27 protein-coding genes and 1 tRNA gene are annotated in these 26,117 nt (G+C 66.6%); 21 read left to right on the top strand and 7 right to left on the bottom strand.

What is annotated here, in order from left to right; genetic code table 11:
* Positions 1–109: 109 nt before the first annotated feature.
* The 3 genes from DOM41_RS00145 (at position 110) to DOM41_RS00155 (ending at position 2,051) form a co-directional block, all read left to right on the top strand.
* On the top strand, positions 110–478 hold the full coding sequence (locus DOM41_RS00145) for a CidA/LrgA family protein (protein ID WP_110684823.1): 369 nt from the start codon (positions 110–112) through the stop codon (positions 476–478).
* Positions 475–1,203, top strand: a complete 729-nt coding sequence (locus DOM41_RS00150; protein WP_110684824.1) for an LrgB family protein — start codon at positions 475–477, stop codon at positions 1,201–1,203. The genes DOM41_RS00145 and DOM41_RS00150 overlap by 4 nt, the downstream gene beginning before the upstream one ends.
* Before the next feature lie 86 nt (positions 1,204–1,289).
* Complete coding sequence (locus DOM41_RS00155; protein ID WP_157956801.1) at positions 1,290–2,051, top strand: alpha/beta fold hydrolase; 762 nt, start codon at positions 1,290–1,292, stop codon at positions 2,049–2,051.
* A 15-nt stretch (positions 2,052–2,066) separates the two neighbouring features.
* Here DOM41_RS00155 and DOM41_RS00160 read toward each other — a convergent pair whose 3' ends face one another.
* Positions 2,067–3,065 (bottom strand): aconitase X, encoded by a 999-nt coding sequence (locus DOM41_RS00160; RefSeq protein ID WP_110684826.1) that lies wholly within the window; start codon positions 3,063–3,065, stop codon positions 2,067–2,069.
* Between the two features lie 135 nt (positions 3,066–3,200).
* On the opposite strand from DOM41_RS00160, the gene DOM41_RS00165 reads away from it, so the two are divergent.
* On the top strand, positions 3,201–4,253 hold the full coding sequence (locus DOM41_RS00165; RefSeq protein ID WP_110685195.1) for a type I glyceraldehyde-3-phosphate dehydrogenase: 1,053 nt from the start codon (positions 3,201–3,203) through the stop codon (positions 4,251–4,253).
* Positions 4,250–5,413, top strand: a complete 1,164-nt coding sequence (locus DOM41_RS00170) for a phosphoglycerate kinase (RefSeq protein WP_110684827.1) — start codon at positions 4,250–4,252, stop codon at positions 5,411–5,413. The genes DOM41_RS00165 and DOM41_RS00170 overlap by 4 nt, the downstream gene beginning before the upstream one ends.
* Before the next feature lie 169 nt (positions 5,414–5,582).
* Here DOM41_RS00170 and DOM41_RS00175 read toward each other — a convergent pair.
* The 3 genes from DOM41_RS00175 to DOM41_RS00185 all read right to left on the bottom strand — a co-directional run bounded on the left by DOM41_RS00175 (position 5,583) and on the right by DOM41_RS00185 (position 7,496).
* Positions 5,583–5,672, bottom strand: a tRNA-Ser gene (locus DOM41_RS00175).
* A 181-nt stretch (positions 5,673–5,853) separates the two neighbouring features.
* On the bottom strand, positions 5,854–6,936 hold the full coding sequence (locus DOM41_RS00180) for an isopenicillin N synthase family dioxygenase (protein ID WP_110684828.1): 1,083 nt from the start codon (positions 6,934–6,936) through the stop codon (positions 5,854–5,856).
* A 137-nt stretch (positions 6,937–7,073) separates the two neighbouring features.
* Positions 7,074–7,496 (bottom strand): thiol-disulfide oxidoreductase DCC family protein, encoded by a 423-nt coding sequence (locus DOM41_RS00185; RefSeq protein ID WP_110684829.1) that lies wholly within the window; start codon positions 7,494–7,496, stop codon positions 7,074–7,076.
* A 175-nt stretch (positions 7,497–7,671) separates the two neighbouring features.
* On the opposite strand from DOM41_RS00185, the gene DOM41_RS00190 reads away from it, so the two are divergent.
* A complete protein-coding gene (locus DOM41_RS00190) occupies positions 7,672–8,613 on the top strand; it encodes an AEC family transporter (RefSeq protein ID WP_245391682.1) in 942 nt (313 codons plus the stop codon).
* Between the two features lie 60 nt (positions 8,614–8,673).
* Here the strand turns inward: DOM41_RS00190 and DOM41_RS00195 are convergent, their stop codons facing one another.
* The gene (locus DOM41_RS00195) at positions 8,674–9,483 is read right to left on the bottom strand and encodes a sugar phosphate isomerase/epimerase family protein (RefSeq protein WP_110684830.1); all 810 of its coding nucleotides are present in this window, start codon (positions 9,481–9,483) and stop codon (positions 8,674–8,676) included.
* A 150-nt stretch (positions 9,484–9,633) separates the two neighbouring features.
* Between DOM41_RS00195 and DOM41_RS00200 the strand changes: the two genes are divergently transcribed.
* From DOM41_RS00200 to DOM41_RS00255, 12 genes are all read left to right on the top strand, one after another.
* Complete coding sequence (locus DOM41_RS00200) at positions 9,634–11,010, top strand: SLC13 family permease (protein ID WP_110684831.1); 1,377 nt, start codon at positions 9,634–9,636, stop codon at positions 11,008–11,010.
* A 119-nt stretch (positions 11,011–11,129) separates the two neighbouring features.
* Positions 11,130–12,149, top strand: coding sequence for a protein-methionine-sulfoxide reductase catalytic subunit MsrP (gene msrP / locus DOM41_RS00205; RefSeq protein ID WP_110684832.1), 1,020 nt, complete (start codon positions 11,130–11,132; stop codon positions 12,147–12,149).
* A 110-nt stretch (positions 12,150–12,259) separates the two neighbouring features.
* Entirely contained in the window at positions 12,260–12,871 is a 612-nt protein-coding gene (msrQ, locus tag DOM41_RS00210) for a protein-methionine-sulfoxide reductase heme-binding subunit MsrQ (RefSeq protein ID WP_245391701.1), read from the top strand.
* Between the two features lie 261 nt (positions 12,872–13,132).
* Entirely contained in the window at positions 13,133–14,119 is a 987-nt protein-coding gene (locus tag DOM41_RS00215; RefSeq protein ID WP_110684834.1) for a 2-hydroxyacid dehydrogenase, read from the top strand.
* A gap of 211 nt (positions 14,120–14,330) precedes the next feature.
* Positions 14,331–15,419: a LacI family DNA-binding transcriptional regulator gene (locus DOM41_RS00220; protein WP_110684835.1), complete on the top strand. Its 1,089-nt coding sequence runs from the start codon at positions 14,331–14,333 to the stop codon at positions 15,417–15,419.
* Positions 15,416–16,417: a TRAP transporter substrate-binding protein gene (locus DOM41_RS00225; RefSeq protein WP_110684836.1), complete on the top strand. Its 1,002-nt coding sequence runs from the start codon at positions 15,416–15,418 to the stop codon at positions 16,415–16,417. The genes DOM41_RS00220 and DOM41_RS00225 overlap by 4 nt, the downstream gene beginning before the upstream one ends.
* 10 nt (positions 16,418–16,427) lie before the next feature.
* Positions 16,428–17,045, top strand: coding sequence for a TRAP transporter small permease (locus tag DOM41_RS00230; RefSeq protein ID WP_110684837.1), 618 nt, complete (start codon positions 16,428–16,430; stop codon positions 17,043–17,045).
* Positions 17,042–18,349 carry a TRAP transporter large permease gene (locus DOM41_RS00235; RefSeq protein WP_110684838.1) on the top strand — a complete coding sequence of 436 codons (1,308 nt, stop codon included), beginning with the start codon at positions 17,042–17,044 and terminating at the stop codon, positions 18,347–18,349. The genes DOM41_RS00230 and DOM41_RS00235 overlap by 4 nt, the downstream gene beginning before the upstream one ends.
* A gap of 288 nt (positions 18,350–18,637) precedes the next feature.
* The gene (locus tag DOM41_RS00240; protein ID WP_110684839.1) at positions 18,638–19,318 is read left to right on the top strand and encodes an HAD family hydrolase; all 681 of its coding nucleotides are present in this window, start codon (positions 18,638–18,640) and stop codon (positions 19,316–19,318) included.
* A gap of 95 nt (positions 19,319–19,413) precedes the next feature.
* Positions 19,414–19,788 (top strand): translation initiation factor Sui1, encoded by a 375-nt coding sequence (locus tag DOM41_RS00245; protein ID WP_110684840.1) that lies wholly within the window; start codon positions 19,414–19,416, stop codon positions 19,786–19,788.
* Between the two features lie 113 nt (positions 19,789–19,901).
* Complete coding sequence (locus DOM41_RS00250) at positions 19,902–20,354, top strand: YbaY family lipoprotein (RefSeq protein WP_157956802.1); 453 nt, start codon at positions 19,902–19,904, stop codon at positions 20,352–20,354.
* 121 nt (positions 20,355–20,475) lie between these two features.
* The gene (locus tag DOM41_RS00255; protein ID WP_110684842.1) at positions 20,476–21,465 is read left to right on the top strand and encodes an aldo/keto reductase; all 990 of its coding nucleotides are present in this window, start codon (positions 20,476–20,478) and stop codon (positions 21,463–21,465) included.
* Positions 21,466–21,481: 16 nt separating this feature from the next.
* Here the strand turns inward: DOM41_RS00255 and DOM41_RS00260 are convergent, their stop codons facing one another.
* Positions 21,482–22,393, bottom strand: a complete 912-nt coding sequence (locus DOM41_RS00260) for an NAD-dependent protein deacetylase (RefSeq protein WP_223160891.1) — start codon at positions 22,391–22,393, stop codon at positions 21,482–21,484.
* A gap of 89 nt (positions 22,394–22,482) precedes the next feature.
* Between DOM41_RS00260 and DOM41_RS00265 the strand changes: the two genes are divergently transcribed.
* From DOM41_RS00265 to DOM41_RS00275, 3 genes are read left to right on the top strand one after another with little or no spacing between them, the layout of a single operon-like run.
* Positions 22,483–23,568, top strand: a complete 1,086-nt coding sequence (locus DOM41_RS00265; RefSeq protein WP_110684843.1) for a diguanylate cyclase — start codon at positions 22,483–22,485, stop codon at positions 23,566–23,568.
* 52 nt (positions 23,569–23,620) lie between these two features.
* Positions 23,621–24,538, top strand: a complete 918-nt coding sequence (locus DOM41_RS00270) for a nuclease-related domain-containing protein (RefSeq protein WP_110684844.1) — start codon at positions 23,621–23,623, stop codon at positions 24,536–24,538.
* Positions 24,539–24,590: 52 nt separating this feature from the next.
* Complete coding sequence (locus DOM41_RS00275) at positions 24,591–25,559, top strand: sugar kinase (protein ID WP_110684845.1); 969 nt, start codon at positions 24,591–24,593, stop codon at positions 25,557–25,559.
* Positions 25,560–25,579: 20 nt separating this feature from the next.
* Here DOM41_RS00275 and DOM41_RS00280 read toward each other — a convergent pair whose 3' ends face one another.
* A complete protein-coding gene (locus DOM41_RS00280) occupies positions 25,580–26,116 on the bottom strand; it encodes a hypothetical protein (RefSeq protein ID WP_110684846.1) in 537 nt (178 codons plus the stop codon).
* Position 26,117 lies beyond the last annotated feature (1 nt).

Raw genomic sequence — 26,117 nt, forward strand, 5'->3', positions numbered from 1 at the left:
CAGTGGGATACGGTTGAAAATCGTCAGCGAAAGGTGTCCATCCTGCGTGGCGACCCTGACCCGCTCGGCTTTGTTAAGATGCAGGACTCGTCATTTCAAGGGGTGACTCATGCAGGTGCTGCGCGGTTTTCTCTGGCTGCTGGTCGGCCTGCTGTTCGGCCAGAGCGTAGTGCCATGGCTTCCGGTCGCCCTCCCCGCGGGCGTGGTGGGGATGCTCGCGCTCACCCTCGTCTTCTTGCTGCGTGGCGGTATCGACGCCGACATCGCCGCCGTCAGCCAGCCGCTGATCGGCATGCTGGCGCTCCTCATCATGCCGGGGGTCGTCGAGATCTTCTTCGTGGCCGGCCGCTTCGCCGATCAGGCCGCAGCAATCCTCGTCGCCCTGCTCGTCGGGACGCTGGCGAGCGTCGCCTCCACCCTGTGGCTGCTCAAGCGCTGCCTGCCCGCCACCGAGGCCGACACGAGTACGGCGCCATGAACGACGCCGTGATCACCCTCACCGAGCTGCTCACGCGCTGGTTCGACACGCCGATCGCGGCGATCGCGCTGACTCTTGCCGCCTATTTTCTCGGCATGCAGGTGTTCAAACTGCTGGGCCGCCCCAACTGGTGTCCGGCGATGCTGATCGCTGCGCTGCTCATCGCCGCCGTGATCGCCTTGCTGCCCGTGGGAATCGACGACTACCAGCGCGGCGCGGCCTGGCTGATGCTGCTGCTCGGGCCGGCGACAGTGGCCCTCGCCGTGCCGCTCTATCAGCAGCTGGGCCAGATCCGTGCGCTGTGGAAGCCAATCGTGATGACGCTGCCGCTGTCCGCCACGCTGGCGTCCCTCTATGCGGTGCTGATCGCCTGGGCGATGGGCGCGCCTCCCGAAGTACTCGCCTCGCTGGCGCCGAAGTCGGTCACGTCGCCGATCGCGCTTAGCCTGACCGAAGAGCTCGGCGGCTCGACGGCCTTGCTGATGGGCGCACTGATGCTGACCGGTCTCACCGCGATCTTCGCCGTCGAGTGGCTATGCCGGTTGATGGCGATTCGCGATCACCGCCTGATCGGTCTGGCGCTGGGCATCAACGGCCACGCGCTGGGGACCGTGCGCGCCTTCGAGATCAGCCACCAGGCCGGCGCCTTCGCCTCTCTGGGGCTGAGTCTCACCGGGGTATTCACCGCCATCGTGCTGCCGGTGGCGTGGCATCTGCTGTTCTAGACCGCCCTCGCCTCCCGATGTCATGCACTACGCTGAAGGCTGATCCGACGGAAGATTCCGATTTTCGATGGCCAGGAGGCCGCTACATGACGATTGCCAGCGACAGCGGACAGGGCAGGCCCACTCTGGTACTGATGCATTTTTTCGGCAGTTCCCACCATGAGTGGCAAGAAGTGATCGACGATCTCGAACCTGACATCCGTGTCGTCACGCTGGACATGCCGGGGTTTGGCGCTGCCAGTGACGTGCCGGGGTTCGACGGCGTGTCGATGACCCGCCACGTCATCACGCACATCGAAGCCGCGGGGCTTACCGACGTGGTGCTGGTAGGCCACTCCTTTTCCGGCCGCATCGCCATGACCGTCGCCGCCGAACAGCCGGACTGGCTGCGGGCACTGGTACTGATCGCTCCCTCGCCGCCCGGGCCCCAGCCGGTGAGCGACGAGGAGCAGCGCTTTCAGCTCGATTTCGACTTCAGCGAGGCCCAGGCCAGGGAATTCATCGACGGCGCCTGCCGCGTAGCGCTCGATCCAGCGCGCCACCGGCAGGCCGTCGAGGATGCAGTCAACGCCAACCCGTCGGCGTGGCGCGCCTGGCCCAGCGAGACCTACGCCGAGGACTGGCGCGAACGCGTGGGCCAGCTGAGTCTCCCGAGCTGGGTACTGGTCGGGGACGGTGATCCGTCGCTGCCACCCTCGGTGCAGCGCGAGTCCGTCATGCCACACCTGAGCAACGGCTCTCTCGAGATCTACCCCGGTTACGGCCATCTGCTGCCGATGGAGATGCCGGAAACCCTGGCCGAGCGCCTCAACGCCATCGCCGCCCAGGCCGCTTCCGGCCGCGTCTGACCCGGCGCCGGCGACCTAACTCGCCGGCGATACGGCGGCCCGGATCATCGGCGCCCGTCCCGTGAGCGCCGCACAAAGGCCGAACCATTCGGGTACCTCGTACCACAAAGCGCCGTCGCCATCCTCCAGGCGCAGCCAGGCCCCGCCGCCGTCAGGTAACGTGGGCGATCTCTCCCTGACCGCACCGAATGCCGCCAGCGCAGTCGATCTCGTCTCGCCAGCCGCGCCGTCGAATGTCGTCGGTACCGCAACCCGAGCGCCGAGCGCCGCCAGCCGCGATAGCGCCGTCTGGCTGCCTTGCCCCGCGGTCTCACCGCCGGGAACGCTCTCACCGAGATGCACCCCAAGCACGTCGACGAGATGCCCCACATCATGCAGCGCCGCCAGACGTATCAGGATCTCCATCGCCGCCCGCGTCCCGGCGCCTTCGTTACCGTCCAGTCGGTCACGGTCGCGTGACGACAGCGTCACCGCATCGTTGGCGGCCTCTCGCGCCGCCGACTCGAACGCCAGCGCCCCGCCGCCGGTGACGTTGGCGAGCCCGGCGAGCCGGGGACCGGTGAGTATCAGCCGTGCATCCGCCTCTAGCGTTAGCGTGTGGGAAGAGGCCGCCAGCGCGAAGTGCAGGGAATCGAGCACCACCAGAGCCGGGCCCCGTTCGCGCAATGTGCGCGCAACCAGTACCGCCAGCGCGATCGACAGATCGATGCGGTCGAGCACGATCAGCGCCGGTGCCACATCTGACTCGATCAGGTCGAGCAGCGCCGCGGTGACGGCGTCCGCCTCTGCCGCAAGCGCCTCTCCCCCCGCGCCGGCAGCGATCAACAGCGCCCGCTGCGCGAGCGTCTCGCCGAAGGCGACGTGGTGTGGCGCGCTCACCCGAGCCGAGCGCCGATCGACCTGCGTCGAGAGATCCAGCCGGGACACGCTCAAGGTGCGTCCGGTGGCGTGCACGACCACGCCCCGCCCCGAAGCCGGTGGCGTGAGCATCAGTGATTCGAGACGGCGTGTCACGATGGGGCTTCCTTGATTCAGTCGTCGGCGATGTCGCTTCCGCCAGGAGCGTCACGCATCGGCGCACGCAGCCTGCGGCAATCTCAACGATACGCTAGCATGCGTCGTCTTCTAGCACTCGAACGGGGGAGCGACATGACCTACCGCGTCGCCATCAACGGCTATGGCCGCATCGGCCAGAGCGTACTGCGGGCGCTGGTCGAGCGACCGGAACTGCCACTCGAAGTCGTCGCCATCAATGAGCTCGCCGATCTCGATACCCTCGCCTACCTGACCCGCCACGATACGACCCACGGCCGCTTCCCAGGCCGCGTCGAGACCCGGGAAGGCAAGCTTGAGATCGACGGCCGACCGATATCGGTGTTCGCCGCCGCCGAGCCCGCAGACCTCGACTGGCAGGCAGCCGGGGTCGACCTGGTGCTCGAGTGCTCCGGCAGTTTCAAGGATCGCGCCACCGCCGAACATCATCTGGCGGCGGGTGCGCCACGCCTGCTCTTCTCGCAGCCGGCCGAGGCGGACGTCGATGCCACCGTGGTCCATGGCGTCAATCACGACGTGCTTCGCCCCGAGATGCGCATCGTCTCGGCGGCCTCCTGCACCACCAACGCACTGATCCCGATTCTCACGGCGCTCGACGCGGCGTTTGGCGTCGAGCACGGCGTCACCACCACCATCCACTCGGCGATGAACGACCAGCCGGTGATCGACGCCTACCACCACAGCGACCGGCGGCTGACCCGCTCGGCGCTGCAGTCGATCATTCCGGTGGATTCCGGACTCGCCCGCGGCATCGGCCGGCTGATGCCGCATCTCGCCGAGCGTTTCGAGTGCCTGCACGTGCGGGTGCCGACGATCAATGTCTCCGCCATGGACCTGGCGATCACCCTGGGCCGCGACGTGACCGCCGCCGAGGTCAACGCCTGCCTGCGCCGGGCCAGCCTTGCCGGCTTCGCCGGGGTGCTCGGCTACACTGACGAGCCGATGGTCTCGGTCGACTTCAACCACGATTCACGCTCGGGTATCGTTGATGCTACCCAGACCCGCGTGGCCGGCGGCCGCCTGCTCAAGGCGCTCTGCTGGTTCGACAACGAGTGGGGGTTCGCCAACCGCATGCTCGACGTCGCCCGCCACTGGCTCGAACTCCCGTCGCCCTCCGTCCCACTCCATCGCAAGGAAAGGATCTTATGACCGTAAGCAAGATGACCGAGCTGGACCTCTCGGGAAAGCGCGTGCTGATTCGCGAGGATCTCAACGTCCCCGTCAAGGATGGCAAAGTCACCAGCGACGCGCGCATTCGCGCCTGTCTGCCGACCATTCGCGCCGCGCTCGACGCCGGCGCCCGCGTGCTGCTGATGAGCCACCTGGGCCGCCCCACCGAGGGCGAGCCGGCGGACGAATTCACCCTTGCCCCGGTCGCGGAACACCTGGCGACGCTGCTCGGCCAACCCGTGCGTCTGGAGAAGGACTACCTCGACGGCAACGTCGACGTGAGTGATGGCGACGTCGTGCTGCTGGAGAACGTGCGCTACAACAGCGGCGAGAAAAAGGACGACGAGGCGCTCGCCAAGACCTACGCCAAGCTCTGCGACGTCTTCGTGATGGATGCCTTCGGCACCGCCCACCGCGCCCAGGCCTCGACCCACGGTGTTGCCCGCTTCGCCGACAAGGCCTGCGCCGGCCCGCTGCTCGCCGGCGAGCTCGAGGCGCTGGAGAAGGCGCTCAGCGCCCCGGCGCGACCGATGGCCGCGATCGTCGGCGGCTCCAAGGTCTCGACCAAGCTCGACGTGCTCGAGGCGCTTTCGCAGAAGTGCGATCAGCTGATCGTCGGCGGCGGCATCGCCAACACCTTCATCGCCGCTGCCGGTCACAACGTCGGCAAGTCGCTCTATGAAGCCGATCTCGTCGACAAGGCGAAGGAGCTGATGGGCCGGGTAAAGATCCCGCTGCCCACCGACGTGGTCGTGGCCACCGAGTTCTCCGAATCCGCCGAGGCGACGGTCAAACCGGTCGATCAGGTCAACGACGACGAGATGATTCTGGATATCGGGCCGGAAACCGCGCAACACCTCGCCAGCCTGCTCAAGACCGCCGGCACCATTCTCTGGAACGGCCCGGTGGGCGTGTTCGAGATCGACCAGTTCGGCAAGGGCACCGAGACGATCTCTCGGGCGATCGCCGAGAGCCCGGCGTTCTCCATCGCCGGCGGTGGCGACACCCTGGCGGCGATCGACAAGTATGGCATCGACGAGGAGGTCTCCTATATCTCCACCGGCGGCGGCGCCTTCCTCGAGTATGTCGAAGGCAAGACCCTGCCCGCCGTGGCGGCGCTGGAAGCGGCGTCGCACTGACGTCGGCCAGCACATCGGGGCGATTCGGCGGGGCCCTGCCGAATCGCCCGGTCGACGCCCCGCAGCGCCCCTGACTCGGCCGCCGCGCTGGGACGACACAGACGCGTCGAGCAGACACAAAACGAGCAGGCACAAAAAAGCCGGCCCCTGGGGCCGGCTTTTCCGAATCTGGCGGAGAGGGAGGGATTTGAACCCTCGATACCCGCGAAGGTATGCCGCATTTCGAGTGCGGTGCATTCGACCACTCTGCCACCTCTCCGAATCACGATCCGCGTCGTCGCGTTCTCCCGTGGTGGTGACCACTACCGGGTCAACCCGACGCCGCATCGCGCGGCGTACTATACAGAAAACGCCCCCGGATTGGGAAGGCGTGATCGTGTTCGACATCGACGCGAGCGACCGATGCCACCTGGCAACCGCCCCTCTCGCGCCGGGCAGGCTCAGCCCGGGTCCATTCCCTCGTGCCGACCCTCGCGCAGATGCGCATAACTCGCCGCGTAGCGGGCGAACTTGTGCGCCCCGCTGACGTAAGGGGCATAGCGCGGCGGGTCGTCATCGCGAGTGCAGATCGGCAGCACCTCGACAACGGCGTCATAGTCGAGATCGAAGAAGAACGGCAGCGAGTAGCGCTCGCGACCGCTGGCGTTGACCACCCGATGCAGCGTCGACACGTAGCGGTCGTTGGTCAGCGTCTGCACAAGGTCGCCGATATTGACGACGAAGGCTCCCTCGATCGGTGGCGCACTGATCCAGCCGCCGTCGCGATGGCGAATCTGCAGCCCGCCCACGGCGTCCTGAGCGAGAATGGTCAACAGCCCATAGTCGGTGTGCGCACCGATGCCGATCTCCTCTTCTTCGATCACGCCCGCCTGAGAGGGATAGTGCAGCAGCCGCTGGATCGCCATGGGCCGTTGCTGGTGGGCGGCGAAATGGTCTTCCGCCAGGCCGAGACTCAGTGCGATGGCCCCCACCAGACGATGCCCCAGCGTGAGCATCTCGGCATGGTAGCGCTCGAACACTGCCTGGAACGCCTCGGGCTTCGCCGGCATGCGGTTGGGACCGAAGAACGGCGACACCTCGGTCTCGTCGCCCCCCAGATCGAAGCACTCCTTGAAGTCGCGACTCTTGTCGGGGTCGACGTTTTCTCCGAAAAGTGGGGTATAGCCGCGCAGCGCGAGTCCCGAACCCACGATGTGGAGTGCGTCCTTCTCCGCCAAGGGCCGCGCGAAGAATCGGGCCGCCATCTCGAACGCTCTGGCCACAAGCTGCGGATCGACCCCATGCCCCCGAACGTAGAAAAACCCGGTCCGCTCGCAGGCGTTGCCGATCGCGTCGGCCACCCCCATCGGATCGCTGCGATCGATCAACGGACCGATATCGATGACGGGGATGTCCGCCGGAGGCAAGACTCGGCTCGTCAACGCCGGCGCCAGCGTCGACGCCGCGCCAGCGCTCGCCTCATCGACGTCTGCGTGATCCCGCCAACCCGCCCGATCGTCGAGGGGCGATAGGTCGCCGCACATAAACGGGGTCCTTGTTATCGATGCCGAAAAAAACCACCGCGCCGGACAGCGACGCGTCAGACCCGTCGCTGGCGGGGGAAGACGATCGCTCGGACGTCACTTCGCCTAGCGGTCGATCTGACTGCCGCGGTGACCGCTCAGTCGGCACGCCGCGATGGTTTCTCACCCACCGCGCATTGACCGCCTTCACAGGGCGCGCAGCGCTGACGACCCGTCAGCCAGCCGGAAATCCGATAGCGGCGCGGCGCGAACCAGCGATAGACGCGATCCGCCACCGGCCGGATCAGCGGCCAGCGCAGCGGCGCGGTGAGCCAGCCGCGCCCCACCAGCGACCAGGCACGGTGGGTCACATCCAGCCCCTGCAGCGCTTCGCCGCGGTAGTATCCCTGCAGAATTGCGCTCGCCTGCTCACGATCGACATCCGGCCAGCGGTGACTGAAATCCTCGGCCTGGATATCCTCGAAGCGGATACGCCGGTGGCGGTCCAGACGCCGCAGATGCGTGATCTCGTGGACACAGAGCGGGCAGGCGCCGTCATAGAACAGGGTGAGGTCGGTCATGGACTCCTCCGTCGCGGGATTGTCGGTGCGTTCAAGCGCTGCGCGTCAGGTCGACGAGGCTTGCCGCGAACGGCCGCCAGCGTCATGCTATTGGGCGAAAGTCTAACCTCGACGCCGCGCCTCACGGGCCCCAGCGTCGTTCAACGCTCTTCGCCACCCAAAGCGTAACGTCCTCTTGAGCACCATTCTCGGCGCCATCGTACCCATCTTTCTGGTCATCGGCATCGGCTATCTGGCCGTGCTCAAGCGCGTGGTCGACAAATCCCATATTCAGGGGATGGGCCGCTACGTCATCAACATCGCGCTGCCGGCGCTGGTGATCCAGGCGCTGCTCGCTCGCCCGCTCGACGAGGTTTTCAACGTCCCCTACCTGCTGGTCTACGGCCTGGGCTCGGGCGTTGCGTTTGCCGCGATGTTCGCCTGGTTGAGCGTGCGCTCGGCGCGGTCGCTGGTTCAGCGCGCGATGTTCTCGCTCGGCGTGTCGGCCTCCAACAGCGGCTTCATCGGCTATCCCGTGGCCGTGCTGGTGATCGGCCCCACCGCGGGCATCGCGATGGCGCTCAACATGCTGATCGAGAACCTGCTGGTGATCCCCACGGCGCTGGTACTGGCCGAACTGAGCAAAGGAGCGAGGGGCGGTATCTGGAAGACAATGAAGCCGGTGGCGCTGCGCATCCTGCGCCACCCGCTGATCCTCGCCATCGTCGTGGGAACGCTGCTCGCCGCCCTCGATCTGCATCCGCCCGGCCCGTTGGAGAAGATGCTCGACATGCTCGCCGCCTCCTCCTCTCCGGTGGCACTGTTCGTGATCGGCGGCACGCTCTGCGGGCTTCGCGTGCGCGGCATGGCCAAGGCGGTGTCGCAGATCGCGCTAACCAAGCTGATACTGCACCCGCTCTGCGTGATCGGGATGATTCTGCTGGTACCGGGGATCGATCCGGTCTTCGCCGCCGCGGCGATCCTGTTCGCCTGCGCCCCGATGCTCTCGATGTATCCGCTGCTGGGCCAGCGCTACGGCTTCGCCGAGATGGGGACGGCGGCGATGGTCATGGCAACCGTGCTCTCGTCACTGACACTGGCCGTTGGCATCTGGCTCTCTCACGCCTGGCTCCTGTAACGCGAGGTGCCGTGAGGCACCCGCGCCGCTGACAATAGGCCGCAGCCAAGCGTCACGCCATCACCCCTGCTCGCCCAGCACGCGGTCGAGCTTCTCCTTCCCCTCGAGGGCCGACATGCCCGTCGGCATCACACTGAGAATATCGCTGAAGATCTCCAGCGAGATCGGCCCGGCGTAGCCGGTAACCGCCAGCGCCGTGAGAAAGCCGGGCACGTCGAGCGCGCCGTCTCCCGGAAAGGCGCGACGGTGCCGGCTGAGATTCTGTAGATCCTCTCCTTTGGGGTCTGGCGCATCGGCCAGCTGCACCAGGCCGATCTTGTGCGCGGGAATACCCGAGAGGGTCTCGAGCTCGAGCCCCATGGCCAGCACGTGGAAGCTGTCCAGCACCAGCGTGAGCGCGGGGTGATCGACACGCTCGACGACCTCCCAGGCGGTGCGGTAGTCGTCGATGTAACGGCCCCAGGCGAGCGCCTCGTAGGCCACGCTCATCTGCCGCGTCGTCGCAAGCTCGGCGAGATCGTGCAGCGTGTCCGCGGCTGCCGCGGGGGAAGGATCGGCGGAGGCCAGCGTGGTGCTGCAGGCCAGCAGCCGCGTGCCACCGAGCTCGGCGAGCCGGTCGAAGTGGCGCTCCGCTTCACCCAGCATTTTGCGGTGGGCGTCGCGGCGCTGCGACTCGGCGTCGCGGAAGGGCTGTAGCGCAACCACGTCGAGCCCGAGATCACGACAGTGCTCGCCGATGCGCCGCGGCGAGTGGCTGTCCGCCATCAGATCGTCGAGGAAGATCTCGACGCCGCCAAACCCCGCCCGGGCGATCGCCTCCAGCTTGGGCATCAGTTCGCCGCTCAGACAGAGCGTTGCCATCGCGCGCATGGGGGTCTCCTCTTCGAATGGCGATACGCGTTCAAGCGTAGACGCTACGCGCGCCGGTGCCTCCCGCGGCCCCTGGAGACCCGAAGGCGCCCTGCTATACTCCGCAGCCTTGCGATCCGCGCCTTTCACCGTTCGATACGAGGGTTTCCGATGCCGTTTTGCGCGTTCTCTCTGCCCTGGCGCCAGGCCGCTTCGCTCGTCGCCACCGGGACGGCGCTCGCGCTGCTGCTACTGATCCCCGCCGGCTCGTTTCTCCAGACCGGCGTGATCGTCGCCCTCGGCATTGGACTCTGGGCAACGGGCTGGCTGCCGCAGTGGCTGACGGCGCTGATCTTCTTCACGCTCTGCATGGTGGCGAAGGTCGCGCCGGCCTCGGTGATTTTTGCCGGCTTCGAGTCGGCGGCGACCTGGCTGGTCTTCTCGGGCATGGTGATCGGCGCGGCGATCCATCACACCGGGCTCGGCGATCGCGTGGCCGCCACGCTCGGCCCACGGCTCGCCACCGGCTATCCCCAGGCGGTGATCGGCGCCGGACTGCTGGGTCTCATCGCCGCGTTCTTCATGCCATCGGCGATGGGCCGGATCGTGCTACTGGTGCCGGTACTGCTGACGCTCATCGGGCGCCTCGGCTATGCGGAAAACGATCCGGGCCGCCACGGCATCCTGCTCGCCGGCATCATGTCCTGCTTTCTGCCGACCTTCACCATCCTGCCCGCCAATGTGCCCAACAACGTCCTGATGGGCGCCAGCGAAGCCGTGCTCGGTTACTCGCCGAGCTATGGAGAATATCTATTGCTCCACTTTCCGATTCTCGGACTCCTCAAGTGGATGCTGATGATGGCCGTGATCCTGTGGCAGTTCCGCGGCGGCCCACCGACGTCGATCCCGCCGGCGCGCGCAGGCCATCGGCCACCAGAGGTCGCCACCATGGCGGCACTTCTCGCTTTCGCCGTGGGCATGTGGATGACCGATGCCTGGCACGGCATCTCACCGGCGTGGATCGGCATGCTGGTGGCACTGGTGTGTCTCTTTCCCGGTAGCCGCCTGATGCCGGAGAAGCCGCTGTCGACCATGAGCCTTGAACCGTTCGTCTACGTGGCGGGGATCGTCAGCCTTGGCGCACTGGCCCACGAAAGCGGCCTCGGTGAAGCGCTGGCCGGGCGGCTGGTCGAGGTGCTGCCACTCGCCGACGGCGCCGATGCCGGCAACTTCGCCTGGCTTGCCGTGATCGCAACGACCCTGGGCCTGCTGGTGACGCTGCCCGGCGTCCCCGCCGTGCTGACGCCGCTGGCCCCGCAGCTCGCCGACGTCACCGGCTGGTCCGCCGAGGCGACGGTGATGTCGCAGGTGCTCGGCTTCTCGACCGTCGTGCTTCCTTATCAGTCGCCGCCGCTGGTCATCGGTCTGCTCACTTCCGGACTGAGCATGCGTCATGCCGTCCGGGTGACCCTGCCGTTGGCGTTGATCACCGTCGGACTGCTATGGCCACTGGACTATCTATGGTGGCAATGGCTCGGCGTCATCTAGGCTACTAGCCACAGGGGGGCGCCTGGATCTGCGCGGCCTCGCGTGGCACCGTCGCATCCAGCGGCCGGCGCCGGGCGTATCACGCTCCGGCTACCGGCGAAGACGAAGGGGAGAGACCCATGTTGATCAAGATCACCCGACCCAGCGACCTGCGCGAAAGCGACGTCACGCCGGAGTCGGTCTACCTGACCCGCCGGCGTTTCATGGGCGGGCTTGCCGGTATCGGCGCAGGGCTCGCGTTGACGGGGCGGGCGCGCGCCGCCACGGCCGACTACGCCGACGTTCCCGCAGGCAGCCCGCCCGATTGGCTCGCGCCGAAGCTCGCCGATGCCGAGCCACGGGTCGTAGCCCCCGCCGACCCCGAGCTCGACAAGCTCACCCCGTTCGACGATGCCTCGAACTACAACAACTTCTACGAGTTCGGCACCGGCAAGAGCGACCCGTCACGGCGCGCCGATCGTCTGGAGACCCAGCCCTGGAGCGTGGTGATCGACGGCGAGGTCAACAATGGCGGCCGATTCGCGCTGGAGGACCTCGTGACCCCGTCCCGGGTGGAAGAGCGCATCTATCGGCTGCGCTGCGTCGAGGCGTGGTCGATGGTCATTCCGTGGCTCGGCATCTCGCTGGGTGACGTGATCCAGCGTGCCGACCCCACCTCGAGGGCGAAGTACGTGCGTTTCGAGACCCTGGTGCGCCCTGAACAAATGCCGGGCCAGGACTCGTCTTTCGCATTGATCGACTGGCCCTACGTCGAGGGACTACGACTCGACGAGGCGATGCATCCGCTGGCGATTCTCGGGGTCGGCATGTATGGCCGTGAGCTGCCCAACCAGAATGGCGCGCCGTTTCGGCTCGTGGTGCCGTGGAAGTACGGCTTTAAGAGCATCAAGTCGATCGTGCGTATCTCGCTGGTGGAGCAACCCCCGGTGAACTCGTGGCAGGCGATCGCGCCCAACGAGTATGGCTTCTATGCCAACGTCAATCCGAATGTCGACCACCCGCGCTGGAGCCAGGCCACCGAACGGCGTCTGCCCAACAGCCTCTTCAGCCCCAACATCATCGACACCCGGATGTTCAACGGGTACGAAGAGGAGGTCGGCAGCCTCTACGCCGGCATGGACCTGACGAAGCAGTACTGATGGCACAGGTATCGAGGGAGAGCGACGTGAGCGTGACGGAAGCGCCGACAGCGGGACGGACGTCCACCCGGCGGTCGACGTCGAAATCCGCCAGGGCAAGGCGACAGCCGCTGCTGACGCTGTGGCGCCTGCTCGTCTTCGCCGTCGCACTGACACCACTCGCCTACTGGTCCGCCCAGGTGGCACTCGGCAATGCCGGGCCGGAGCCGGGTCGGTACCTGCTGCTCAACATCGGCCAGGCGACGCTCTGGATGCTCTTTGCCACGCTGTCGCTGACGCCGCTGACGAAGCTCACCCGCTGGAAGGGCTTCGCCCTCATCCGCCGTCAGCTCGGGCTCTGGACGCTCGCCTACGCGGTGTCCCACCTGCTCTGCTATGCCTTGTTCATTCTCGGTCTCGATCTCTCGCGGCTTGGCAGCGAGATTATCCGCCGGCCTTATATCATCGTCGGCATGCTGGCTCTCACCGGCCTCGTCGTCATGGGCGTGACCTCCAATCAGTGGTCGATGCGCCGGCTGGGCAAGCGCTGGAAGACGCTGCACAAGCTGGTCTACCCGGTATTGGCGCTCGGGCTGCTGCACTTCTTCTGGGTGGTGCGTGCCGACATGGAGCAGTGGAGCCTCTATGCCGCCACCGGCGCCCTGTTGATGATCCTGCGCTTGCCGGTCGTGGCTCGGCAGCTGCCGAGACTGCGCCAGCGCACCCAGCGGCGCCCGGCCTGAACCCGCGCCGCGCGTCGGCTCGACAGACCGGCTCGTCGAAAGCCCCTTGGATGGAAAGCCCCTGTCGACTGACCGCCCTGCGTTGACCGTTCGCGCTTTCCACTGCCCCCCCCTCCTTTCTCCTCATCGCTCGAGAGCCGCTAGACTTTCGTCGATGGGCACGGCGCCTGACCCGCGCCGTCGGTTACGCTCGTCCCCCCCCCCTATCGGGATCGATGTCACGGTCCTCGGGGTTCCTTTGCACGCAGCCGGAGAATTGTCATGAGCAAGCGTATCCTCGCTTACCGCCGTCTCGACGATCAGCAGCTCGAGCAGCTTCGCGAGAAGTATCACGTCGACTATTTCGGCAAACTCGAATCCCCCGACGACCCGGCGTTTCTCGAAGCGCTCGGCGAAGCCCACGGGCTGATCGGCGCCGGGGTCAAGATCACCCCCGAACTGCTCGACGCCGCACCCCATCTGGAGGCGATCGCGAGCATCTCGGTGGGCGTGGACAGCTATCCCGTCGACGAGCTGACCCGCCGCGGCGTGCTGCTCTGCAACACCCCGGACGTGCTCACCGAGACCACGGCCGACACCGGCTTCTCGTTGATCATGGCCAGTGCACGGCGCGTGGTGGAGCTGGCAAACAGGGTCAAACGCGGCGAGTGGCAGGCGAGCATCGGTCCGGAACTCTTCGGCAGCGACGTCCATGGCAAGACCCTGGGCATGGTCGGTTTCGGCCGGATCGGCCAGGCGATCGCCCGACGCGGCGCGCTGGGTTTCGGCATGCAGGTGCTCTACTCGAACGCCTCGCCCAAACCGGAGATCGAGCAGGAACTTGGCGCGCGGCGCTGCGAATTCGAGACGCTGCTGGAGAGTGCCGACTTCGTCTGTACCATCGTGCCGCTGACCGACGAGACTCATCACCTCATCGGTGCCGAGGCGTTCGCACGGATGAAACAGAGTGCGATCTTCATCAACCTCGCCCGCGGTGCAGTAGTCGACGAGCCGGCGATGATCGAGGCGCTGCAGAGCGGACAGATCCGCGCCGCCGGGCTCGACGTCTTCGAGCAGGAGCCGCTGCCGTCGTCATCGCCGCTCACGCAGATGGAGAACGTCGTGGCGCTGCCGCACATCGGCTCGGCCACCATGGAGACGCGCACCGCCATGGCCCAGCGCGCCGTCGACAACATTCTGCTCGCCCTCGACGGTCAGCGTCCGCTCAGCCCCTTCAACGTCGAAGCCTGGGGTAAGCGTCTGACATGAGTCGCGACCGCCCATCATGGGTGGCGGGAGCCACGCCATCGTGCCAGGCGCGGGGCCTCGCTAAGGTCGGCGAGGCGACGCTGAGGTCGGTTCAGAGCGCTTGCTGTAGTTTCCCTACACTCTCTTCCACCAAAGGCGGATAGGCGCCGACGCCTGACGGGACTAGTCTCGGCGGATTCTTTTGGATCGATCCAAATCAGGGAATCCGCCGATGTCTCAGGAACGCGATGCTGACCGGTCGCCCGCCCTACCGCGTACCGAGCGCTGGCACACTCGCGTCACGCTCAAGGAGATCGCCGCTCACGCCGGCGTTTCCCGCTCGACCGTGTCGCTGGTCATGCAGGAGAGCCCTCTGGTAGCGGAGACGACACGGCAACGGGTTCGCGAGAGCGCCGAGACACTGGGCTACGTCTACAACCGGGGCGCGGCGACGCTGAGAAGTGCGCGGACCGCGACCGTTGGCGTCATCGTTCACGACGTCGCCAACCCCTTCTTCGGCGCCCTGGTTGCGGGCATCGACGAGGTGCTGGAACCCGCAGGTTACGTGCCCTTTCTTGCCAACAGCGACGACAGCCAGGAACGTCAGGCAAGGTTCTTGAGTCGCCTGCGCGAACAGCGGGTCGACGCGCTGCTGCTCTGTCCCGCCGAACACACGCCCGCCGCGCTGATCGACCAGCTCGGCGAGTGGCAGCTGCCCTGCGTACAGATCATGCGCCACGTGGGAGAGACGCCTCTAGGCGACTATGTGGGCGCCGATATTCGCCGCGGCGTGGGCGAGGCGGTCGCTCATCTGGTGACTCTCGGCCACCGGCGCATCGCCCTGCTCGCCGGCGAGAGCGATCACTCCGCCGATCGCGAGCGTCTCGATGGTTATCGCCAGGCCATGCGGGCCGCGGAACTCGACGCCAACCTGATGCTCTCCCGCGGCGGACTCTCCCGCCGTGCCGGACGCGAGCGGACGCTCGCGCTGTTCGCGCAGACGCCGGCACCGACCGCTCTGATCTGCCATAACGACCTGGTCGCGCTCGGCGCGCTCCTCGCGCTGCGCCATCTTGGCCTGCATCCCGGCATCGACTGCGCCGTGGTGGGTATCGACGACGTCGAAGAAGCCACGCTGACCGAGCCGGCACTCACCAGCATCGCCACGCAGCCGAGAGCCTGCGGCCGTGCCGCTGCCGAGCTCGCGCTCACTCGGATCGCGTCGCCCCTCGGGGCCCCGCGCCAGATCGTGCTACCGGCCACACTGCACGTTCGCGAAACCACCGCTGTCCCGCCTGTCGACGCCAAGGAGTCTTCATGAGTCAACGCTCACTTACCTTTCAGCTCCTGCAAATCGCGCGGTTCGCCACAGTGACGCTATTCCTGGCGAGCGCTGCGGCACCGACGGCGATGGCCCGCGAGCTGATCTTCGCCCACGGCGCCACCGAAGAGACCGCCTATCACTTGAGCGCGATGCGCTTCGCCGAGCTGCTGGAAACGAAGAGCGACGGCGACCTCACCGTGGGGCTCTACAGCAACGGCGTGCTCGGCCACGAGACGGAGATGTTCGAGCAGCAGACCGCCGGCGCACTGGACCTCTCCATCGTCAATCCCGGGCTGATCTCGGAGTTTTCGCACACCGCCAGCATCTTCTCGATCCCGTTTCTGTATCGCGACATCGACCACTGGGAGCACGTGCTCGACGGAGAGGCGGGCCGCGAGATCGCCGAGCGCATCGAGGCGGAAACCGGGGTCAAAGTGCTCGCTTACTACGGCGGCAGCACGCGCCAGATCGTCAGTACCCGGCCGCTGGAGACGCTCGACGATCTCGAGGGCATGAAGCTTCGTACCAACCCGACTCGTCCCACCGTCACCGCCTGGGCGGCGCTCGGCACGCAGCCCACGGTGATGGCCTACCGCGAGATCTATACCGGGCTTCAGCTCGGCGCCATCGACGGTCTGCTCAACGAAGCCGAGTGGATCCTGCGCATGCGCTTTCACGAGGTGGCGCCGCACATCGGGCTCTCCGGCCACGACATCACCGTGCGCCTGCTGACCCTGTCCGGGGAGACCTGGGCATCGCTGACCCCGGCGCAGCAGCAGGCCGTGCAGGCTGCCGCCGACGAGAGCGAGCAGTACGCCCGCGACCTGCAGATCCGGCTCGACCGGGAGTCGCGGGCGCAACTGAAAGCCGAGGGCGCCACCTTCTACCCCATGGATCGCGAGCGGATGCAGACGCTCGTCGCCGCGCCGCTGGGTGAGGTCATCGATGACATGGGATTGCGTGACATCTACCGCCTGATCGTCGAGACGGAGTGAGGAGAGAGCCATGACATTCGCAACGGCGCTGGGCCGTATCAACCGACAGCTGGAACGAGCGCTCAACGTCGTGCTGCTGTTTCTGCTGGCCAGCTTCATCGTGCTGATCGTCTATCAGATCGTCAGCCGCAACCTAGGCTTCTTGCCGCGGATCTACTGGACTGAAGAGCTCAGCCGCTTCGCCTTCCAGTGGATGATCCTGCTCGGCACCGCCATCGGCGTGCTGCATGCCGATCACTTCGTGCTGGAGGCCTTTCCCCGCGGTTCGCGGGCGGATCGCCTCACCCGTGTCATTCGTGACGTCGCCTGCTGCGTCGTCGGGGCGATCTTCGTCCTCTTCGGCTTCGACTTTCTGCTCTCCGGCTTCCAGCGAACCGCCAGCGCGTCGCAGCTGCCGATGGTCGTGACCTACTCGGCGTTCTTCGTCTGCGGACTGCTGATCGTCTCCTTCAGTCTGCAGCGCCTTCTGCTCACCGCCGCTCATGGCGTCGACTCCATGCAGCGCGAGCTGGACACGCCGTCCGAGATCGACGAACTCGGCACGGCGCCGCCGACCCAGGAGCTCACCACCGCCTCGACGACCCGTTCCCCGCGCAAGCCCCATTCCCCGCAGGAGTCCCAGCCATGATGCCCACCGACTGGTTGCCGCTGCTGCCGTGGCTGCTGTTCGCGCTGCTCGGCGTTCTGATCGTCGCTGGCGTGCCGATCGCGATGTCGCTGGTGCTGACGTCGTTTTCGATCATCCTGCTCGACCCGCGCCTGACGCCCTGGATCCTTTTCCAGCGCATGTACTACGGTATGGATTCGTTCGTGCTGCTGGCGGTGCCGCTGTTTCTGCTCGCTGGCAACCTGATGAACGCCGCACGTATTACCGACCGGTTGATCACGCTCTGCCTGCATCTGGTCGGCCACGTCAAAGGCGCGCTCGCCCACGTCAACGTGCTGGTGAGCATGCTCTTCGCCGGCGTCTCCGGCTCCTCCACCGCCGACAGCGCGGGGATCGGCACGGTGCTGATCCCGGCGATGAAAAAGGAGGGCTACCCGGCGCACTTCAGCGTCGCGGTGACCGCCGCCTCGTCCGTCATGGGGATCATCATCCCGCCGTCGATCAACATGATCGTCTGGGGGGCGCTCACCAGCACCTCCATCGCCGGGCTGTTTCTGGGGGGGATCGTCCCCGGCATCCTGATCGCCGCCGCTCAGCTCGCCATGAATCTCGGCTACGTGCGCCGCTACGACGTGCCGACGCGAAAGCGCGCCACGCTCAGACAGCTTGCCAGCTCCGGCAAGGATGGCCTGCTGGCTGCCGGTATCCCGGTGCTGATCATCGGCGGCATCACACTCGGTCTGGCCACCCCCACGGAGGCGGCGGTGATGGCGGTGCTCTATGCGCTGCTGCTCGGCTCGATCGTCTACCGTGAACTGACCTTCAAGAGCGTGCTCGACGCCTCCACCGATACCGTCAGACTCTGTTCGCTGTCACTGTTCAGCCTGGTGGGCGCGGCGATCTTCGGCTATCTGATCAGCTTCTATCGCATCCCGCCGCAGCTGATGTCGGGCGTGGCGATCACCGATCCCACGACCCTGCTGATCGTCGCCACCATTGTCATGCTGCTGGTCGGCACCTTCATGGACTCGCTGCCGGCAATGGCGATCCTCGCGCCGATTTTCCAGCCGCTGGCCGCGCAGGCCGGGGTCGACCCGCTGCAGTTCGGCGTGATCAGTGTGATGGCCCTGGGTCTGGGGTTGATCACGCCGCCCTACGGCCTCTGCCTGATGATTTCCGCCAAGATCGGCGGGATCCCGCTGTTCAAGGCACTGGGGACGACGATGATCTATCTGGTGGTGATGCTCGCGGTAATCGCCTTGCTGATCTTCTTCCCCGACCTGATTCTCTACCTGCCGCAGACCTTCGGTCCGGATGCCGGCTGATCATGAGCTCGCTGCCGCCACACCCCGGCTGCCTCGCTCGGGTTGGCGGCCAAAAGCCCCGGGAGGCGCGAATGTGACGAGGAAAATGGCGCCGCTGGCATCTTGCCAAGCCATCCCTGCGTGGCTAGAGTGAGTCGACGGAGATTTAAAACAGTGTTCCGTAACTCCACTGCCACGTAGAGGCGTTACGGAAACCTGCGTTAGGGTACCGAAGTTTTTCGGTTGCGGGCCGATAGTCAAAGTGTCCGCCGTTCCCACTCACCGACCGCGCCCTCGAGGCGATCCACCATGCCCGATCCCCTCTGTCTGCTGTTCGACTGCGACGGCACCCTCGTCGACAGCGAGCCGTTGCTGGCCGACGTGATGGCCAAATATCTCAATCGCGCCGGCTTGCCGTTTACGCCGGACGACTATCTCGAACGCTTTCGGGGTGCTCGCTTCGCGTCCATCGTCGCGCAGCTGGAAAAGCGATACGGCGCGCTAGACGACGCAGTTCGCCAGCGCACGGAGACCGACATGCGTGCCGAGATGCACGAGCGCATGCTGACCGAGCTCACGCCGATCGAGGGCGTGATCGACACGCTCGACACGCTGGGTTCGCTGCCGCGCTGCATCGCCTCCAACGGTCCCGATTACAAGATTCGGCGAGCGCTAGACAGCACCGGGCTTCGCGGCTTCTTCGACGAGCGCATCTACAGCGCCTATAGCGTGGGCAGCTGGAAGCCGGACCCGGGGTTGTTCCTCCACGCCGGTCGCGACATGGGTTTTTCCCCGAGCGATTGCGTGGTGATCGACGACGCCGAGGTCGGCGTGCGTGCCGCCCTGGCCGCCGGCATGCGCGTGGTGCACATCAACCGATTTCCCCAGCACGAGCGCACGCCCGCCGGTGCCGTCACGATCCACCACATGCGCGAGCTCCCCGCCGCGCTCGCCAGACTCAGCCCGGCGCTCGCCGTGGGTCACCGCTAGGCGTCGATCGCCCCGCCCCCGCCGCACGCCGAATGCGTGAATGCACCGCGGGGGCCGCGTTATCATGCGGCTTCGTCGAACGCACCGGAGCCAACATGTCATCGCTACAGGATCAACTTCGCGGCCTGGTCTACTCCACCGAACACGGCGAGACTTGCCCGACCTGCCGCCGCCCGCTCGCCGAGTGCGAGTGTGCCGCCCAGGCCGAGTCGGCGCGCATCGCCGCGCTCGACGGTATTGTCCGCATTCGCCGGGAGACCAGCGGCCGCAAGGGCAAGGGCGTCACCACCGTGAGCGGCGTGCCCCTGGCCGACACCGAGCTCAAGGCGCTCGCCAAGACGCTCAAGAAGCGCTGCGGTACCGGTGGCGCGGTCAAGGAGGGGGTGATCGAGATTCAGGGCGACCATCGCGACGTACTCAAGGCCGAACTCGAATCGCAGGGTTTTCAGGTCAAGCTCGCCGGAGGCTGAGCCCTGCAGGCGGGGCGGAACGTCTCGCGCCCCGCCCTGTCTGAGACTCGTGATGTCCTACTCTGCGCCGGGCGCTGCGCCCGGCCGTCGCCCCCGTCTCGAGGAAGCCCGCCGTGAGTTACCCGCTACGCTCTCTTCTTGCCACTCGCCCCGTCCGCACCAGCACGGCGGCAGGGCTGGCCCTGCTGATCGCAGGCTGTGCCAGCGGGCCGCAGTTCGAAACGCTCTCCGCCCGCGTCGTCTCCGAGTCGCCGGCGCCGCTTGCCCCGGATGCCACGCTCGAGGTTCAGCTCGAGAACGCGAGCACCGGCGACGTCCTGGCCAGCAGCCGGGTCGAACACCTCGGCGCGTTTCCCCTGCCGGTCACGCTGCGGTATGCGCCCCAGTCGATCCGGTCAGACGATCTCTACCAGCTCGACGCCCAGATTCGACGTGATGGACGCATCGTCTATCTCTCACCGGAGCCGCTGGCAGTCTTCGGCGCCGACGCGCCGGAAACGCTCGATATTCGCGTCGAGCCCACCGGCACTGGCGCGATCGAGCATTCGTCCACTGACGATACCTGAGGTTTTCTGCGTGCCGAGAGAGCCCTGGCACTTGCCGGACGCCACGGCGCGAACCACTGTGTCTTGACGGATGTCAGCCGATTCCGGCGCAACAGCGCCGATTTGACCCTAGGGAGAGAGCATGGAAACGCGCAAGCTACCCGGTACGAACCTCGAGATGTCGCGCATTGGCCTGGGCACCTGGGCGATGGGCGGGCGCATGTGGGGCGGCACTGACGACGCCAACGCCGCGCGCACGATTCACGCCGCGATCGACCGTGGTGTCACGCTGATCGACACTGCCCCCGCCTACGGCTTCGGCCACTCGGAGGAGGTGGTGGGCAAGGCAGTGGCCGACAGCGATCAGCGCGACCGGCTGGTGCTCGCGACCAAGGCGGGCCTGGAGTGGTCGGAGAGTGGCGGTCCGGCACGCAACGCGACCGCCCAGCGTCTGGAGAAGGAGCTGGACGACTCGCTGCGCAGGCTCAGGACCGACCGTATCGATCTCTATCAGATCCACTGGCCGGACCCGCTGGTGGCGGTCGAGGAGACAGCAGAAGCGATGGCGCGCTTTTATCGCGCGGGCAAGATCCGTGCGATCGGCGTGAGCAACTTCTCTCCCGAGCAGTGCGACGCCTTCCGCCAGGTGGCTCCGCTGCACACGGTTCAGCCGCCCTACAATCTGTTCGAGCGGGACATCGACCGCGAAATCCTGCCCTACGCCGAGCGTAACGACCTCACGCTACTCACCTACGGCGCGCTATGCCGCGGGCTGCTCACCGGCAAGATGCGCACCGGTTACACCTTCAACGGTGACGACCTGCGCAACAAGGACCCGAAGTTTCAGTCGCCACGCTTCGCGCAGTACCTTGCTGCCGTCGACGCCCTTAGAGACGTCGCGGCGCGTCACGACAAGACGGTCCTCGAACTCGCCGTGCGCTGGATTCTCGACCGCTCGCCGAACATCGTTGCCCTCTGGGGGGCACGCAAGCCGGAACAGGTGGAGCCGCTGGACGGTATCACCGGCTGGTCACTCAAGGACGAGGACATGGCAACGATCGATGCCATTCTCAGCGAGCAGATCACCGATCCCGTCGGGCCCGAGTTCATGGCCCCGCCCACTCGTGGCTGAACGCGGAAACGGCGCGTTATCGCGCTGACGATCCCGCGTCGACGCGGTCCGGGGGTCCGGCGGTTTCCGCCGGGCCCTTTGGCATCTGCCCGGCGAGTCCGGTGACGAGCGCGTCGAGCGTCGGTGCGACCGGCGCGGCAACCTTCAACGTAAATAGATCATCGGCGCGGGTCGCCCCCAGATTGACGCAGGCGATGGGCTGGCCGGCGCGAGCCGCATGCCGCGCAAAACGAAACCCCGAGTAGACCATCAAGGAAGACCCCACCACCAACATGGCGTCGGCGGCGTCGAGCGCCGCAAAGGCAAGCGCCGCCCGGGGTTTGGGGACATTGTCGCCGAAGAAGACCACGTCGGGCTTGAGAATGCCGCTCCGGCAGCGCTGGCAGGCCGGCACCTCGAACGTCGAAAAGTCGTAGCCGTCGAGATCGGCGTCACCGTCCGGGCCGACCTCGGCGCTCAGCGCCAGCCAGGCGGGATTGCGTCTCGCGAGCTCGTCATGCAGCGCATGGCGCATCATCGTTGCGCCACAGCTCATGCACTTGACGGTATCCGCCTGACCGTGAAGATCGGTCACCCGACGCGAACCGGCGCGCTGGTGTAGCCCATCGACGTTCTGGGTCACCAGTCGGGTGATCCGCCCCTCCCGCTCGAGCGTGGCGAGTGCACGGTGCGCCTGCCCCGGGTGAGCGCTCGCCAACGCCCGAAACCCCACCAGACTGCGCGCCCAGTAACGTTTTCGCACCTCGAGGCTGCCCATGAACTTCTGGTGACTGACCGGCGGCGGTCGTTTCCAGTCGCCGCGGGCGTCGCGATAATCGGGAATACCGCAATCAGTGCTGACCCCTGCGCCTGTCAGCACGAAGAGCTTTGGATGGCGCACAACGAAATCAGTGAGCGCCTCGACCCCCACCATCGACTCGTCAGACATGCTTTATCTCATTGATTGAGGTTAAATAACGCCACTTACACCTTCGTAACACTGATCCTTTTGCGCCCCGGCCTTGGGAGCGATGGCGAATGCCGGACACGACACTGGACCCTGAGCAGCGGCGCCGTCAGAGCGGCGCCAAGCTGGCGCGGCGACTCTACCTGCCACGCACGCTGGGCTTGATCGTCGGCGGCACCTGCGTGGCCGGCACCCTCCATACGCTGTCGACGCCGCTCTGGATCTGGATCTCGCTGGGCCTCGAGGTCGCGCTTTGGTCGCATATCGCTTACTGGCGCGCGCGCAGGCATGAATCACCCTATCACGCCGAGCGTCAGAACCTGTGCGTCGACTCGCTGCTGGTGGGCCTGTGGCTGGCGGCGATGCACTTCAGTGTTTTGCCCAGCGTCGCGTCCGCGACAATGGTCAGTCTCGACAACATCGCCGTCGGCGGCCTGCGTCTTCTCGCCATGGGCCTGGGCAGCATGGCGGTCGGCGCGCTGTTCGGCATACTGATGATCCGGCCGGAGTCGATCATTCTCGATGCCTCGCCGGAAGTACTGTTCACCAGCCTACCGCTGGTGCTGATCTATCCGCTGGCGGTGGGCTATGTCAGCTACCGCCAGGCGAGGCAGCTCGTCCGCCAGAAGCGCGCGCTGAGATCACTCAGCCGCACCGACGGCCTGACTGGCCTGCTCAACCGCCGCATCTGGAGAGCCCAGCTCTCCGCGACCCTGCTCAAGCCCTCCAAGGCCACCATCGCGCTGCTCGACATTGATCATTTCAAGCGGATCAACGACGAGCACGGGCACGATGTCGGCGATGCGACGCTTTGCAGCGTCGCCGACGCGCTGACCGAAACGTTCCCGCCACCGGCCGTGGTGTGTCGCTACGGCGGTGAAGAGTTCGGCGTGCTGTTGCCCGACACCGGGCTCGATGAGGCAGTCGCGACGCTAGCCCACTGGCAGCGTCGGTTGGCGCGCCATACGCCGCCCGACGCGCTCATGCGTATGCCCACCTGCAGTATTGGCCTTGCTGTGCGTCATCCGCGCTTCGAAGATCACGATAGCTGGCTGGTCGCCGCCGACCGCGCGCTTTACGCGGCCAAGCATTCTGGACGCGACCGAATTGAAGTATCCAGCCAGTCGGCGTCGCAGTTGGCACTCGACCTCAGCTAGAATTGCGGCATCATTCATGTCGCCTCGCGTCACACTCCAAGGACAATCGCTCATGGCCTGGTTGGAATACCTGCTGCCGCTGATTTTCCTGGCCCCACTGGGTGCCGCCGCGCTGGTCGCGATCTCGCTTCGCGACATCAGTAGTATCGAGCTGCGCTCGCCCCACAGCGGTGAGCCGATCCTCGAGATTGCCCAGCTTCACCGCAACCGGCTGGAGCGCGCTCGGGGAACCTTCTTCCTCGATGCCACGCTCGCCCCCACGCTGACGCTGATGCCGCTGGTCTACGGGATGGGCCGGATTCTCTTCGCCGAAGAGCAGAGCTGGCTCGAGTGGTCGCTCTACGGGGTCGTGAGTACGCTGCTGGCGATGATTTTCGGATTTTTGATCCTGCGGGACGTGCAACGGGTTCGTCGCCTGACCCGAAGCCTCGCCTGCGAGCTGGCCGTCGGTCAGGCGCTCGATCATCTCATCCGTCCTCAGGCAGCCCCCTACTTCGTCTTCCACGACTTCCCCGCGGACAGCTACAGCATCGACAACGTGCTGCTCACGCCACAGGGCGTTTTCGTCATCCAGACCATGGCGCGAGATTTTCCGCTGGAGCTCGACGGCACCCCCAACAAGACCGTGGCGGTGGAGTCCCAGCGGCTGCGGTTTCCCGGCTGGAGCGAGCGCCGCGCGCTCGGCAAGGTACGCATGGCAACGACATGGCTGCGCCACTGGATGGCGCGCCACACGCAGCTGACCGTGCCGGTGTTCGGCGTGCTGGTCCTGCCCGGCTGGTCGATTGACGATGAAACCGACCACCTCGGTCGCGAACGGGACCTCTATGTGCTCGACGGCGTCGACCTCGCGACCAAGCTCACGGCGATGGCCCCCGAGACCCTCGACGACGCCGACCGCCAGCGCCTGGTGGAGCAGCTCGACAAGCGCTCGCGGCGCTATCGCCGCACTCGGACTTCGCCCCGCTGACGTTGTCGCTCACGCCTCATCCTTCCCTTTCGTTTCCCATCAAGGAGAAACCATGTCCGTCTCCGACGCCCCCTTCGACGTGCTGACCTTTGGCGAAGCGATGGCGCTTTTCGTCGCACAGGAGAGCGGCCCGCTCGATGGCGTGAGCCACTTCGAACGGCGCACCGCGGGTGCCGACACCAATGTCGCCATCGGCCTGGCGCGACTCGGCTTCGGCGTTCGCTGGCTCTCCCGCGTGGGCGCAGATCACAACGGCGCCTTTTTGCAGCGCGCGCTGGAAGCCGAAGGCCTCGACTGCCGACACGTCGTCGAGGACGAGGCGCATGCCACCGGCCTGGTGTTCAAGGCGCGCGCCGTCGACGGCGCCGACCCGCATGTCGAGTATGTTCGTCGCCACAGCGCCGCGAGCTGTCTGAACCCGGCGGATGCCGATGACGTCGCTATCGACAGCGCCCGCCACCTTCATGCCACCGGTATTCCGCCGGCGCTCTCCGACAGCGCCCGGGCACTCTCGCTGACGCTGTTCGAGCGCGCCCGAGCGGCGGGACTATCGATCTCCTTCGATCCCAATCTGCGACCCACGCTCTGGCCGAGCGAAGCCGTAATGAAAGAGACCCTCAATGCGCTCGCGGCGAAGGCCGATCTGGTCATGCCGGGACTCGCCGAGGGTCGGATACTGACAGGGCTGGACACCGCCCACGACATCGCGGGTTTCTACCTGGAGCGCGGCGCAAAGGCCGTGGTGGTCAAACTCGGCCCGGAAGGCAGCTACTACCGCACCGCCGATACACAGGGCAGCGTCGAGGGCTCGCCGGTCAAGGAGGTCATCGATACCGTCGGCGCCGGGGACGGCTTCGCCGTCGGGGTCATCAGCGCGCGCCTCGACGGTCTCGACTGGCCCGCAGCCCTGCACCGCGGCAACCTCATCGGCGCGCGTCAGGTTCAGGTGACCGGTGACATGGAAGGCTTGCCGACTCGTGACGAGCTGACGGCCATGGAGCGCAGCGGCGAGGCGATCTAGCGCGGGGCCCTCTGACGGGCCTATCGACTGAATCCCGCCAGCACCGCGGGTTTGAGCGACGCCAGCGGCTCGCCGGAAACGCCGCTCAGGACGATCAGACGCGTATGGCGGCCGTCGTGATAGCCGAGCCACAGCGGCAGCGCGACCGGCCGGCACGTGGCGGGCTGCACGCGCAATCCCCAGCGCCGGGGACGCGCCAGCCGCTCCCAGAGCCAGAGTGTCTCGAAGCTCGCCGCGGTGGGGCAGTCGCCGCCGCAAAGCCAGTTCTCGTCGCCGCAGGCGGCTTCGTCGAACGCCAGTGCCTCGGGCCAGAGCAGCGCGCGGGGCGTCAGCGAGCTGGCCAACAGCCAAGCCGCGGGCGCTGGCTGCGCGGTCTCGCCGGACCGCCCGATGGCGACCGCCCACAGCGAAAGCCAGGCGGGCTCGAAGCGCGCGGCACCGAAGCGGGCAAGCCGTTGGCGAGCCCCCGACTCGTCTAGCCGGCGGGCCAGCCGCTCGGGGGCCGCAACGCTTTCATTCGCCGGGGTCGCCGCCGCCCTCTCGGCGGCGTTGGCCAAG

It is taken from the genome of Salinicola aestuarinus, assembly GCF_003206645.1.
GTDB lineage: Bacteria > Pseudomonadota > Gammaproteobacteria > Pseudomonadales > Halomonadaceae > Salinicola > Salinicola aestuarinus.